This is a genomic window from Pararobbsia alpina (assembly GCF_965118125.1).
In the GTDB taxonomy this organism is placed as follows: domain Bacteria; phylum Pseudomonadota; class Gammaproteobacteria; order Burkholderiales; family Burkholderiaceae; genus Pararobbsia; species Pararobbsia alpina_A.
The window spans coordinates 1,769,214-1,783,016 of record NZ_OZ221287.1; the positions used below are offsets into that span (position 1 = coordinate 1,769,214).

The window sequence follows — 13,803 nt, forward strand, 5'->3', positions numbered from 1 at the left end:
GGCTATCTTGAAGGCACAACTTCGAGGGGCGGCGATTCGTTTTTTCTCAAATCCCGATAAGGTCGAGTTTCTAATCGATGTCTGCGGTTGGACGGGGTTTATCGCTGGGCTGTGCGGTGCAGTCCTGGGTGTTGTGGTGAACCTTGTGCTCGTATGGCCGCACCTGGTTGCTTACCTGGCCAAATAGTGGATCGCATGAAAGAAGCATTCTCTCCATTGATACCACCTAGTGCGATCAACCGCATGGATCGGGAGATCGCGCAAGCGATCAAGATGCTACGTTTGGCAAACGGGCTGTGCGCGATGGGCAAGTGCCTGATGGGTGGCGCTTTCGGTGTTGTGCTTGTCGGATTAATTGAGTTGGCGATCTATGGTCTTCGTCAGTTGATTGCACAGTAAGCTCTAAGCCTTCTCATTTCTGGTATCGCTTATCCTGGTACTAAAAACACCAGACAATGAGCGAGATTGAGAAAATTTAGCGTCACTTTGCCGTAAGTTGTGCGGGATCTCTGTGGCATAATCGTTTCACATTCGATGCGGTACCAGGACAACGCGGGTCATGATCCGTGCTGTCCTGATAATGCATCGAAGAGAACGAGAATTTCCCCACCGGTGCGATGCACCGAACCGCAGTGATGACCATCATGGCAAAGACGCTCTACGACAAGTTGTGGGACTCGCACGTCATCCATACCGAGGATGACGGCACGACCATTCTTTATATCGATCGCCAACTGCTGCACGAGGTGACGAGTCCTCAAGCGTTCGAGGGTCTGCGGCTAGCCGAACGCAAGGTCTGGCGTATCAGCGCGAACCTCGCGACGTCGGACCACAACGTGCCGACCGCCGACCGCGCGCATGGCATCGCCGACCCCGTCTCGAAACTGCAGGTCGATACGCTCGACAGCAACTGCGACGCCTACGGTATTACCCAATTCAAGATGAGCGATGTGCGTCAGGGCATCGTACATATCATCGGACCGGAACAAGGCGCGACGCTGCCCGGCATGACGATCGTCTGCGGCGATTCGCACACCTCGACGCACGGTGCATTCGGCGCGCTCGCACATGGCATCGGCACGTCGGAAGTCGAGCACGTGCTCGCGACGCAGACGCTGCTTCAGAAGAAGAGCAAGAACATGCTCGTCAAGGTCGAAGGCACGCTGCCGCGTGGCTGCTCGGCCAAGGACATCGTGCTCGCGATCATCGGCAAGATCGGCACGGCCGGTGGTACGGGCTATGCCATCGAATTCGGCGGTTCGACGATCCGTGCACTGAGCATGGAAGGCCGCATGACCGTCTGCAATATGGCGATCGAAGCGGGTGCGCGCGCCGGCATGGTTGCGGTCGACGACACGACGGTCGAGTACCTGAAGGGCCGTCCGTTCGTACCGAGCGGCGTTGAGTTTGAGCAAGCCGCGCAGATCTGGCGCACGTTTACCTCCGACGCAGGCGCGCAGTTCGATCGCGTCGTCGAGCTCAACGCGGCGGAAATCCGCCCGCAGGTGAGCTGGGGCACGTCGCCCGAAATGGTCGTGTCGATCGAAGACCGCGTGCCGGATCCCGAGAAGGAAAAGGACCCGGTCAAGCGCAACGCGCTCGAACGCGCGCTTGAATATATGGCGCTGACGCCCGATACGCCGATCGAATCGATCCGTCCGGACAAGGTCTTTATTGGCTCGTGCACGAACGCACGGATCGAAGACCTGCGTGCCGCGGCCTATGTCGTTCGCAAGCTGGGCCGCAAGGTCGCGCCGAACATTCGCCTCGCGATGGTCGTGCCGGGTTCGGGCCTCGTCAAACAGCAGGCCGAGCATGAAGGCCTCGACAAGGTGTTCACCGACGCCGGCTTCCAATGGCGTGAACCGGGTTGCTCGATGTGTCTCGCAATGAATGCGGATCGCCTCGAGCCAGGTGAGCGCTGCGCGTCGACGTCGAACCGCAATTTCGAGGGTCGGCAGGGTGCAGGTGGCCGTACGCACCTGGTCAGCCCGGCGATGGCGGCAGCGGCGGCGATCGAGGGACATTTCGTCGATATCCGCAAGCTCGGTTAATCTTCGCTTATTCCATCCCGATATTCCTCGAAGGAGAGGCGAATGAAGGCAAGGCAAGTTTCGGCACAGCAAGCGTCGGTCAAACAGACGTCCACGCGCGCATTCTGGCTATCGGCACTGCTGCTGGCGGCTGCCGCCGCATTCGCCGTAGCCCCGCGCGCCCATGCCGACGAAATCCATCCGGTCGATGACGCGAAAGAAGTCGGTCACGAAATCGGCACGGGCGCGAAGGAAGCGGGTCACGCGATTGGCGAAAAGGCCAGTGAAGCGGGCCACGCGATCAAGCGCGACAGCAAGGAAGCGGGGCACGAGATCGGCGACAAGAGCAAGGAAGCCGGTCACGCGATCAAGAGCGATAGCAAGGAAGCCGGGCACGCGATTGGTGACAAGAGCAAGGAAGTGGGCCACGCCGTCGGTGACAAGAGCAAGGAAGCGGGTCATGCGATCAAGCGTGATTCGAAGTCGGCCGGTCACAGCATCAAGGACGGCGCGAAGTCCGCGGGTCATACGATCGGCAGCGATGCCAAAGCGGCCGGACATGCTGTCGCCAGCGGTGTGAAGACCGTTGGCCATCAGATCCACGACGCGTTCACGGGCGGCAATTCGTCGACTGCGGACTAAAGGCGGGTCCGTGCGCGCGCCGCGCGCACGGATGAACGCGATCGAGGCTGTTCGAAACGTATTCGTATCAGAGTCAAATCATGGAAAAGTTTGTCGTACACACGGGCCTCGTCGCCCCGCTCGATCGCGAAAACGTCGATACGGATGCGATCATCCCGAAGCAATTCCTGAAGTCGATCAAGCGCACGGGCTTCGGTCCGAACTTGTTCGACGAATGGCGCTACAAGGATGTCGGCCAGCCGGGACAGGACAACTCGAAGCGTCCGCTGAACCCGGACTTCGTGCTGAATCAGCAGCGCTATCAAGGTGCGACCGTGCTGATCGCGCGTAAGAACTTCGGCTGCGGCAGCTCGCGCGAGCACGCACCGTGGGCGCTTCAGCAATACGGTTTCCGCGCGATCATTGCGCCGAGCTTTGCGGATATTTTCTTCAACAACTGCTACAAGAACGGTCTGCTGCCGATCGCACTGACCGAACAGCAAGTCGATCACCTGTTCAATGAGACGTTCGCGTTTCCGGGCTATCAACTGACGGTCGATCTCGACGCGCAAGTCGTCCGCACGCCGGATGGTCGCGAGTATTCGTTCGATGTCACGGCATTCCGCAAGTATTGCCTGCTGAACGGCTTTGACGATATCGGCCTCACACTGCGTCATTCGGATCAGATCAAGGCGTTCGAAGCAGAGCGCCTCGCACGTCAACCGTGGCTCGGCAATCAGCTGCCGCGTTAAGACGAAGCGCGACACATCAGGAAGGTCGGATGAAGCAGGGCGGTGACCGCGGTATCGCGCAAGCGGCGCACTCCGACCCGGTTGGCGATGTCAGAGAACGCGACGCCGACTGTTCGAGAGACAACGAAGCACATCAGCAATAGGAAGCGACACAGATGAAGATTGCAGTTCTGCCGGGTGATGGCATCGGTCCCGAGATCGTGGCCGAAGCAGTGAACGTGCTCAACGCCCTGGGCGAATCGTTCACGCTCGAAGAGGCGCCCGTGGGTGGCGCAGGTTACGAAGCCAAGGGTCACCCGCTGCCCGAATCGACACTGCAACTGGCCAAGGACGCCGACGCGATCCTGTTCGGCGCCGTCGGCGACTGGAAGTACGACTCGCTCGAGCGTGCGCTGCGCCCGGAGCAGGCCATTCTCGGACTGCGCAAGCATCTGCAGCTGTTCGCGAACTTCCGTCCGGCGATTCTGTACAAGGAACTCGCAGGCGCATCGTCGCTGAAGCCCGAAGTCGTTTCGGGTCTCGACATCCTGATCGTGCGTGAACTCAATGGCGACATCTATTTCGGCCAGCCGCGCGGCGTGCGCGCAGCACCGGATGGCCCGTTCGCTGGTGCGAAAGAGGGCTTCGACACGATGCGATATAGTGAACCCGAAGTGCAGCGTATCGCTCACGTCGCGTTCCAGGCCGCGCAGAAGCGCAATAAGAAGGTCACGAGCGTCGACAAGTCGAACGTGCTCGAAACCTCCCAGCTCTGGCGTGACACGATGATCGAAGTGTCGAAGCAATACGCTGACGTCGAACTCTCGCATATGTACGTCGACAACGCGGCGATGCAGCTCGTGAAGGCGCCGAAGGCGTTCGACGTTGTCGTGACCGGTAATATGTTCGGCGACATCCTGTCGGACCAGGCCGCGATGCTGACGGGTTCGATCGGCATGCTGCCGTCGGCCTCGCTCGACAAGAACAACAAGGGTCTCTACGAGCCGTCGCACGGCTCTGCGCCTGATATCGCAGGCAAGGGCGTCGCCAACCCGCTTGCGACGATCCTGTCGGCCGCGATGATGCTGCGCTACTCGCTCGGCAAGACCGAGCAGGCAGACCGAATTGAAACAGCGGTGAAAAAAGTGCTCGCGCAAGGTCTGCGCACGGCCGACATTTGGGAAGAAGGCACAACCAAAGTGGGCACGAAACAGATGGGTGCGGCGGTGGTCGCCGCGCTCTAGCAGCGAAACCCGAACCCGAGGTGGCCGCTGCAGCAGGATGCAGCGGCCTTTTTCGTTTATAGGCCTCGATTCGGGTGTTTTTTAATTTTTTATGCTGAGTTGGCGCATGTTTGCGCTGAATGATGGTCGGGTCGGCGATACTGACGGATACGGCGTGTGCCGTGCCGGTATCGGCCGGTGGTGAAAACGCGAAGCGAGTGAGAGCGAAATGAAGACAGTGGGTCTCGTAGGTTGGCGCGGCATGGTGGGCTCGGTCCTGATGCAGCGCATGCAGGAAGAAAACGATTTTGCGCTGATTGAGCCGGTGTTCTTCAGCACGAGCAACACGGGCGGCGCTGCGCCGTCGTTCGCCAAAAACGAGACCACGCTCAAAGATGCGACAAGCATCGAAGACCTGCGCAAGTGCGACATCATCATCACGTGCCAGGGCGGTGACTACACGAACGACGTGTTCCCGAAGCTGCGCGCAGCAGGCTGGGACGGCTACTGGATCGACGCGGCTTCGTCGCTGCGCATGAAGGATGACGCGCTGATCGTGCTCGATCCGGTCAACCTCGACGTGATCCGCAACGGCCTGAAGAAGGGCGTCAAGAATTACATCGGCGGCAACTGCACGGTCAGCCTGATGCTGATGGCACTCGGCGGCCTGTTCCGCGAAAACCTGATCGAGTGGACGACGGCCATGACGTATCAGGCGGCGTCGGGCGCGGGTGCGCAGAACATGCGCGAACTGCTGTCGCAGATGGGCACGGTGCATGCAGCGGTCGCGTCCAAGCTTGCTGATCCGAAGTCGGCCATTCTCGATATCGATCGCGGCGTGATCGATACGATGCGCGGCGATGCGATGCCGACGGACAACTTTGGCGTGCCGCTCGCCGGCTCGCTGATTCCGTGGATCGACAAGGATCTCGGCAACGGCATGTCGAAGGAAGAGTGGAAGGGCGGCGCCGAAGCGAACAAGATCCTCGGCAAGCCCGCGATGGGCGAGCCGGGCTGCGTGCCGGTCGACGGCCTGTGCGTGCGGATCGGCGCGATGCGCTGCCATTCGCAGGCGCTGACGATCAAGCTGACGAAGGATGTACCGCTCGACGAAATCGAAGCGATCGTCGCGTCGGGCAACGACTGGGTCAAGGTCGTGCCGAATACGCGTGACGCATCGATTCGCGATCTGACGCCGACGGCGGTGACGGGCTCGCTGCACGTGCCGGTCGGCCGCTTCCGCAAGCTGGCCATGGGCGGCGAATATCTGTCGGCCTTCACGGTCGGCGATCAGCTGCTGTGGGGAGCCGCAGAGCCGCTGCGCCGCATGCTGCGCATCCTGCTCGACGCGGAACAAACCGCAGGCCAGCAAGACAAGCACGCGTTCGCGTAAGTGCCGACGCTGGGTCACGCGGTCGGCTGGTCGTCGTGACGCAGGCTGAAGCTGGCATCGAAAGGGGCGTGCTTCATGTGGCGCCCGCCTGAAGGATCGGAACGCCTTACCGTGTTGTTGATACGTTCGCCCATCAGGCAAAACCGGAATGGGGATGATATTTCCGGTCGTGCTAACCTTCGGGGCAACAGGCGGCTTTCTCTCTGTTTGGCGCAAAGAGCGCCGCGTTCGCGCGGCGCTTTTTTTGCATTCGAATCTTTGACAGATGCAGCGCACGCTGCGATCTTTACTAAGCGCGTCCACGCGATGCGCTGATTGGGCGCGAATTGGAAGCCTTTTTCGGGAGTGTGATGATCGTGTTAGACCGACTGGTGCGACGTGAGAGCGCGCCAGCAGCCTGGAAAACCACCGCGCTTGCGTGGTCGGTCGCAGCGCTCGCTGCGAGTGCGTTCCCTGCGCATGCGCAGAGTGCCGCTTCTTCGACACCTTCTCGTTCGCAGCCGGCCAGTGCGGTTGTGTCGACCTCGTCCAGCGCGGTTGCTCCTGTGGGAGCGTCCGCGCCGGGCGGTGCCGATGCGATGCCGGATCACTATGCGGTGCAAAAGGGTCAGTCGCTTCTTGACGTCGCGGGCGACCTCACGCATTCGACGGACAAGAACGTCAAGCAGACGCTGGCCAATGCGCTGTTCGCGGCGAATCCCAACGCGTTTTATGGCAACAACCCGAGCCGTCTGAAGGTCGGTGCGGTGCTCGCCGTGCCGCGGCCTGGTGAGTCGCCTGCGTCGGCTGCGGCCGCGACGCCGGCAAGCGGTGCTACCACGGCACCCGTGACAGGCTCGACAGCGGCTGCCACTGCGCAAGGCACGACGCCGGCGCAAAACGCAGCGAAGGCACCTGCAGCTGTCACTGCGGCCGCGTCTCAGCCAGCACCCGTCCAACCGACGCAAGCAACGCAAGCGACGCAAACGACGCAAGCGACCCCATCGGCTCAAGCCGCGCCCGCAACGGCACCGGCATCGGGCGCAACCGTCGCGTCGACGTTGAATCAGGGCGCGAGCGCGTCCGGCGAAACCACTGCAAACAACGCCGCGAGCGCGACGGCCGCCATGTCGGCGTCGTCGAGCGCCGCGTCCGCTGCCGTCGAAGCCGCTTCCGCGACGCCGGCGCAGGTGGCCGGCGCGAGCGAAGCGGCTGCAGCGTCCGCTGCACTGGCAGCCTCGAATGCGCACGCCTGGTCGGGCAGCATTCGCCCGGCGCCGGCAGTGGCGGTCGATGCGTCGGCGGTGGCCGTCGACAACGCGGCACCGGCCGTGGCCGGTGGACAGAACGTATCGAGCCTCCAGCAACTGCTCCAGCTCAAGAATCGCGTGCTGGCAGCGATGCAGGCGCACGGCTTTGGCTCAGGTGCCTCGGCGCCGCTGACAGCCAGCATGGCCAATGCGGCCAGCGGCGCGACCGCCGTCCGGCCCGCCGCGGCCGGGCAGGTTCCACAGCAGGGAACGCTGCGTGGACCGCTTGCTGTGCCCGCAGCGCTCGCGGTGCTGATCGTCGTGGCGCTCGGCATCTGGGTGTGTCTGCCCGCGCGCCGTCGCAAGCCGAACGCCGCTGCACAGGACGGATCGGATGGCACGTCGCCGACCACGCCATCAACGGGATCGGATCGCGGATCAGAACGTGACCCGCAAGGCGACGGCGCGGCCGCACGTCATGCGTACGCCGAGCTGGACGAGGACGAGTCGGACGACGAATCCGGCTACCGGGCGGACCTGTCGTCTTCGGAACCCGCTGCGACACGCACGGCCAATACGGCTAAAGCACGCCTGAACGCGGGGCCGTCGGAACGCGACCTCGAGACCGGCAAACTGCCACCCGACGACGACCCGGTTTTCGGCGCGTCGTCGCGCGATACGCCGTTCGGCCAGCCGCCGTTTTCGCTCGAAGAGGGTGCCTCGGGCAGCCTTCCGACCCATGATCCGCAGCGCAGCCCGTTTGCGGAGTCGCGCACGCCGTTCGATACGGGGTTGCTGCTCGGTCTGCTCGAGATGCACGCGCATCGCCATGAGGTCGACCGCTTCCAGGAAACCGCGCACGAACTCTGGGAACTCACGGACGGTGAAGGCCCCGACTGGAAGCGCGCGGCATCGTTGGGCCGGCGTATCGATCCGGACAATCCGCTGTACGCAGAGGATCCGTTCGCCGCGTATCGTCAGCAACACACAGCGTCGGGCTCGGATTTCGTCAAGCCGATGCCGGATGTCGATCTCGGCCTGCCGGCCGGGCACGATGAAGGCGAGAGCCCTTCGTCGGGTATCGAGGACGAGGACGAAGCCGACGGCGAGCCTGTGGCTGATCGTCCGGCTGCAGGGGCCGCGGACCGCGCGCCTTCCGTGCCGAGTCAGGAAGACCTCGACTGGCTCGATTCGCCCTCGGCAGCGGCGCATGAGGCTTTCCAGCCGCACACCGCGCCGAACGCCGCGCGCGAGCTCGACGATGCGACGCTTCCCGAAGCCCGACGTCCCGAACATGTGCCCGTCGCAGAGCCACGCAACGTGCCGACACCCGGCGAGCGCGATGTTCAGGCGCCGTCAGTCGCCGATGAAATCGAACATGGCACCGCCGGACCCGGCGCGGTGGCCGGTCTGGGCGCGTCGTCGGGACATATCCCCGACTTCCTGGCTGAAACGCCTTTTGAAGATCCGACCTCTGGGCGCGACGCGTTGCGGGGACCGGAAGCCTTTGAGCCGACCGATCGGGCCGGCAACGACCCGACGGCAAGACCGCTGTTCTCGGGCGATGCGATTCGTGCGTCCGCACTGCGCGACATGCAGGCCGATTCCGTGCCGCCGGCCCGCGCTGTGTCGGCAGGGCCAGCAAACCTGGGCCCGGCCGGTTTCGGGGCGCTCAAGCTCGATTTCGATCTTGAGCTGACGCCCAACGCAGCGGCGCCCGGCTCGACGCCGACATCGCATGACCTTGCGACGATCGCGCGCAACAAGCTCGACCTCGCGGTCGAATACGTCGAACTCGGCGACCGAGCGGGCGCGCGCACGCTGCTCAACGAAGTGCTCGCGACGCACGATCCGGCGACGCGCGAGCGTGCGCAGTCGTTGCTCGACACGCTGAAGTGACCGGGCAATGCGCATAGCGTTGGGATTGCAATACGACGGTGCGGCGTTTTGCGGCTGGCAGTCGCAGCCGCACGGCCGGACCGTTCAGGACGAAGTGGAGCGCGCGCTCAAGGCGTTCGCGACCGTGCCGTTGCACACCGTTGTCGCGGGCCGCACGGACACAGGCGTGCACGCGCTCGGCCAGGTGCTTCACTTCGATACGGACCTCGATCGGGAACCCTTTTCGTGGGTGCGTGGGGTCAACGCGTTCTTGCCGCCGAGCGTGGCCATTCAATGGTCAAAGCCCGTCAGCGACGCGTTCCATGCCCGATTCGCGGCGTTCGAGCGGACCTATTTTTACGTGCTCTACGTGCATCCGGTGCGCGCGCCGATGCTGGCGGGGCGGGCAGGGTGGGTCCATACGCCGATCGATGTCGACGCGATGCGCGAAGCGGCCCGTCACTGGATCGGCGAACACGATTTCTCGTCGTTCCGGTCGGCGGACTGTCAGTCGAAGACGCCGGTCAAGCATCTCTACGACATCGATATCAAGACGCGCGGCGCGTTTATTCACTTCCGGTTCCGCGCCAATGCGTTTCTCCATCACATGGTCCGCAACCTGATGGGCTGCCTGCTCAGCGTAGGGCGCGGCCGTGAGCAGCCGGAGTGGGCGGCAACGGTGCTCGCGGCACGGGATCGGAAGGTTGCAGCGCCGACCTTTATGCCGGACGGCCTCTACCTGGCCGATGTCGGCTATCCCGCCGAATTCGATCTGCCGCCAGCCAATCTGCGTAGTGAGGCATGGAGCGAGGTCTGGGGCGTCTAGGTCCGCGTGGTTCGCATGGCCGGTGAGGCACCGCCGCAGGCCCTCCGTGCACTGCACCCGGCACGCTGCCTACCTCTCGCGGGCTGCATCGACCATTCGCCGCCGCGCCAAACGTTCGAGCGACCACGCTCGCGTGCCGGTAAAATACTTCGCCGGCGACCCCCAACAGGGCTTTAGATGGATTCACTGACGCAGACCCCGACCGATACCCGCAAACCGACGCGCCCGTGGCGTACACGCATCAAGCTGTGCGGACTGTCGCGCGTCGAAGACGTGCAGCACGCGGTGGCGCTTGGCGCGGATGCGATTGGCATGGTCTTCTACCCGCCGAGTCCGCGTGCGATCACGGTGTCGCAAGCAGTCCAGCTTGCACGGCACGTGCCGCCTTTCGTGACCATCGTGGGTTTGTTCGTAGACACGAACGAAAGTCTCGTTCGCGAGATTGCCGACGCATTGCCGCTCGGCGCGCTTCAATTGCACGGCGACGAGACGCCCGAGGCGTGCAAAGCGCTGAGCCGCGCGGTCCGGATCCCGTGGCTCAAGGCCATTCGGGTCAAAGCCGATTCCACGCACGCCGATTTGGTAGAATCATCCGTCAACTATGCGGCCGCCCAGGGATTGCTGCTCGACGCACACGTCGAGGGCTATGGCGGCGGTGGAAAGGTGTTCGATTGGTCAATCATTCCCGAAGAGCTCGCGCGTCGGGCCGTTTTAAGTGGTGGCTTGAACGCGCAAAACGTCCGTGAGGCCATCGCCCGCGTGCGCCCGTTTGCTGTCGATGTCTCGAGTGGCATCGAAGTCGAAGGGGCGCGGGGCGTGAAAGATCACGCCAGGATGACGGCGTTTGTGCGCGCGGTACGCGCGCAAGACGCTCTTGACAGCCTTGAGGCCGACCCGGAACACGGTGTTCACCCCTGATGCGCCAGACGGCGTATCTGCCCTTCAGACAGGGCACTCCGACTTCCGCCGGCCACTGACGGAGCCAGACCATGTATAACCTGCCAGACGAACGCGGCCATTTCGGCCCGTACGGCGGTATTTTTGTTGCCGAAACGTTGATCCACGCGCTCGCCGAGCTGCGCGACGCGTATGAAAAATACAAGAACGACCCCGAATTCCTCGCTGAATACGCAAGCGAGCTCAAGCACTTCGTCGGCCGTCCTTCGCCGATCTACCACGCAAAGCGCTGGAGCGAGATGCTCGGCGGCGCGCAGATCTACCTGAAGCGCGAAGACCTGAATCACACCGGCGCGCACAAGGTCAACAACGTGATCGGGCAGGCCTTGCTCGCCAAGCGCATGGGCAAGCCGCGCGTGATCGCCGAGACCGGCGCCGGCCAGCACGGTGTCGCGACGGCGACGATCGCCGCGCGTTTCGGCATGGAATGCGTCGTCTACATGGGCTCGGAAGACGTGCGCCGCCAAGCGGCCAACGTCTACCGGATGAAGCTGCTCGGCGCGACCGTCGTGCCCGTCGAGTCGGGTTCGAAGACGCTCAAGGACGCGCTCAACGAAGCCATGCGTGACTGGGTCACGAACATCGAAAACACGTTCTACATCATTGGCACGGTCGCGGGCCCGCACCCGTACCCGATGATGGTGCGCGACTTCCAGCGCGTGATCGGCGACGAATGCAAGGTGCAGATGCCCGAGATGATCGGACGTCAGCCGGATTCGGTGATTGCGTGCGTGGGCGGCGGATCGAATGCGATGGGCATTTTCTATCCGTACATCGACGACACGAACGTCGAACTGATCGGCGTCGAGGCGAACGGCGACGGGCTCGACACGGGTCGCCATGCAGCGTCGCTGCAGGGCGGCTCACCGGGCGTGCTGCACGGCAACCGCACGTACCTGCTGCAGGATGCGGACGGCCAGATCATCGAGACGCATTCGGTCTCGGCCGGTCTTGACTACCCGGGCGTCGGTCCCGAGCACGCATGGCTCAAGGATTCGGGTCGCGCGAGCTACGTCGGTATCACCGATGAAGAAGCGCTCGAGGCCTTCCACACGCTGTGCCGGATCGAAGGCATTATCCCGGCGCTCGAGTCGAGCCACGCGATCGCGCATGCAGCCAAGATCGCGCCGACGCTGCCGCGCGACAAGGTCCTGCTGGTCAACCTGTCCGGTCGTGGCGACAAGGACATGCATACCGTCGCCGAGCGCGGCGGTATCGACCTCTGAGCCGCGCCGCGCGTATGTCGATGCGTGACGACTCGATCGAGATCGGTGGGGCGCCGGCAGGCGGTTCGCCGGCTGGCTCCGCGGTGCTCAAGCAGGGGGAGGCAGTGGCCGAGGCCACTCCGGCGATCTCCTTGCACCACCGCGACTTTCTGACCGACGTCGCCAATCTGCCCGACCAGTCGATCGACCTGATCCTTGCCGACCCGCCGTACGGGCTCGGCAAGGACTACGGCAACGACTCGGACATGCGTTCGGGCGAGGATTTTCTCGCCTGGACGCGCAGCTGGCTCGAACTGGCCTTGCCGAAGCTCAAGCCGCGTGGCTCGCTCTATATTTTCTGCACATGGCAGTACGCGCCGGAGATCTTCAGTTTCCTGAAGACACGCCTGACGATGGTCAACGAGATCATCTGGGACCGCCGCGTGCCGAGCATGGGCGGGACGACGCGGCGATTCACGTCGGTGCACGACAATATCGGCCTGTTCGCGGTCTCGAAGGACTATTACTTCGATCTCGATCCGGTGCGCATCCCTTACGACGCGGCAACCAAGAAGGCGCGCTCGCGACGCATCTTCGAAGGCAGCAAGTGGCTCGAAATGGGCTACAACCCCAAGGACGTCTGGTCTGTCTCCAGACTCCATCGCCAGCACGCCGAACGCGTCGATCATCCGACGCAAAAACCGCTCGAGATCATCTCGAGAATGGTGCTGGCAAGCTGCCCTCCGGGCGGTACGGTGCTCGACCCGTTCATGGGGAGTGGCACGACCGCCGTCGCATGCGCCATGCATGGGCGCAACTTCGTCGGCTACGAGATCAATGCCGACTATCACGCTGTCGCCCGCCAACGAATTGCCGAGATTCCTCACCATGTCCCGAATTGAAAAGACTTTCGCGGCGCTGGCCGCCCAAGGCCGTAAGGGCCTGATCCCGTTCATGACCGCCGGCGACCCGGATCCGGCGCGCACCGTCGAATTCATGCACGCGCTGGCCCAGGGCGGCGCCGACGTCATCGAACTTGGCGTGCCGTTTTCGGATCCGATGGCCGACGGCCCTGTCATTCAGCGTTCGTCCGAGCGTGCACTCGAAAAGGGCGTCTCGCTGCGCCACGTGCTCGAGAACGTCCGCGAATTCCGCACGAAGGACGATACGACCCCGGTCGTGCTGATGGGTTATGCCAATCCGATCGAGCGCATGGGCGTCGATACGTTCGCGAAATCCGCGAGCGAAGCGGGTGTCGACGGCGTGCTCGTGGTCGACTATCCGCCCGAGGAATCGCATGAATTTGCGGAAAAACTCGGGCAATACGGCCTCGATCCGATCTTTTTGCTGGCCCCCACGTCGCTCGACGAGCGGATTTCCGCGGTCGGGCAGATTGCGCGTGGCTACGTGTACTACGTGTCGCTCAAAGGGGTGACCGGAGCCGGAAATCTGGACGTTTCCAGTATCGCGAGTAAAATCCCGGCCATCAAATCGCGGGTGCCGGTCCCTGTCGGGGTCGGATTCGGTATTCGCGATGCCCAGTCCGCCCGGAGTGTCGCCGACCATTCGGATGCCGTCGTCATCGGCAGCCGGATCGTTCAACTACTTGAACAGGCCGCGCCCGAGGCCGCCGCACAGGCGCTGACCGACTTCGTCGCCGGCGTTCGCGCGGCGCTCGACGCGCCCGCAGGCGCGGTGGCGGCCTGA

13 protein-coding genes are annotated in these 13,803 nt (G+C 63.4%); all 13 read left to right on the forward strand.

The features are described 5' to 3' along the window. Window positions 1–7: 7 nt before the first annotated feature. The 13 genes from ACMFWR_RS07675 (at window position 8) to trpA (ending at window position 13,803) form a co-directional block, all read left to right on the forward strand. The gene (locus ACMFWR_RS07675; protein ID WP_413194403.1) at window positions 8–187 is read left to right on the forward strand and encodes a hypothetical protein; all 180 of its coding nucleotides are present in this window, start codon (window positions 8–10) and stop codon (window positions 185–187) included. Window positions 188–195: 8 nt separating this feature from the next. Then, on the forward strand, window positions 196–399 hold the full coding sequence (locus ACMFWR_RS07680) for a hypothetical protein (protein WP_413194404.1): 204 nt from the start codon (window positions 196–198) through the stop codon (window positions 397–399). Between the two features lie 245 nt (window positions 400–644). After that, window positions 645–2,054 (forward strand): 3-isopropylmalate dehydratase large subunit, encoded by a 1,410-nt coding sequence (gene leuC / locus ACMFWR_RS07685; RefSeq protein WP_413194816.1) that lies wholly within the window; start codon window positions 645–647, stop codon window positions 2,052–2,054. A gap of 42 nt (window positions 2,055–2,096) precedes the next feature. Further along, window positions 2,097–2,675 carry a hypothetical protein gene (locus ACMFWR_RS07690; protein ID WP_413194405.1) on the forward strand — a complete coding sequence of 193 codons (579 nt, stop codon included), beginning with the start codon at window positions 2,097–2,099 and terminating at the stop codon, window positions 2,673–2,675. Window positions 2,676–2,755: 80 nt separating this feature from the next. After that, window positions 2,756–3,406, forward strand: a complete 651-nt coding sequence (gene leuD / locus ACMFWR_RS07695; protein ID WP_413194406.1) for a 3-isopropylmalate dehydratase small subunit — start codon at window positions 2,756–2,758, stop codon at window positions 3,404–3,406. Between the two features lie 155 nt (window positions 3,407–3,561). Next, window positions 3,562–4,629, forward strand: a complete 1,068-nt coding sequence (leuB, locus tag ACMFWR_RS07700; protein ID WP_413194407.1) for a 3-isopropylmalate dehydrogenase — start codon at window positions 3,562–3,564, stop codon at window positions 4,627–4,629. Window positions 4,630–4,837: 208 nt separating this feature from the next. Then, entirely contained in the window at window positions 4,838–6,001 is a 1,164-nt protein-coding gene (asd, locus tag ACMFWR_RS07705) for an aspartate-semialdehyde dehydrogenase (protein WP_413194408.1), read from the forward strand. A gap of 350 nt (window positions 6,002–6,351) precedes the next feature. Continuing rightward, the gene (locus tag ACMFWR_RS07710) at window positions 6,352–9,129 is read left to right on the forward strand and encodes a FimV/HubP family polar landmark protein (RefSeq protein ID WP_413194409.1); all 2,778 of its coding nucleotides are present in this window, start codon (window positions 6,352–6,354) and stop codon (window positions 9,127–9,129) included. Between the two features lie 7 nt (window positions 9,130–9,136). Beyond that, window positions 9,137–9,934 (forward strand): tRNA pseudouridine(38-40) synthase TruA, encoded by a 798-nt coding sequence (gene truA, locus ACMFWR_RS07715; protein ID WP_413194410.1) that lies wholly within the window; start codon window positions 9,137–9,139, stop codon window positions 9,932–9,934. A gap of 177 nt (window positions 9,935–10,111) precedes the next feature. Further along, the gene (locus ACMFWR_RS07720; protein ID WP_413194411.1) at window positions 10,112–10,852 is read left to right on the forward strand and encodes a phosphoribosylanthranilate isomerase; all 741 of its coding nucleotides are present in this window, start codon (window positions 10,112–10,114) and stop codon (window positions 10,850–10,852) included. Window positions 10,853–10,923: 71 nt separating this feature from the next. Then, window positions 10,924–12,117 carry a tryptophan synthase subunit beta gene (trpB, locus tag ACMFWR_RS07725; protein ID WP_413194412.1) on the forward strand — a complete coding sequence of 398 codons (1,194 nt, stop codon included), beginning with the start codon at window positions 10,924–10,926 and terminating at the stop codon, window positions 12,115–12,117. A gap of 20 nt (window positions 12,118–12,137) precedes the next feature. Beyond that, window positions 12,138–12,998 (forward strand): DNA-methyltransferase, encoded by an 861-nt coding sequence (locus ACMFWR_RS07730; RefSeq protein WP_413194817.1) that lies wholly within the window; start codon window positions 12,138–12,140, stop codon window positions 12,996–12,998. Next, the gene (gene trpA / locus ACMFWR_RS07735; protein WP_413194413.1) at window positions 12,985–13,803 is read left to right on the forward strand and encodes a tryptophan synthase subunit alpha; all 819 of its coding nucleotides are present in this window, start codon (window positions 12,985–12,987) and stop codon (window positions 13,801–13,803) included. The genes ACMFWR_RS07730 and trpA overlap by 14 nt, the downstream gene beginning before the upstream one ends.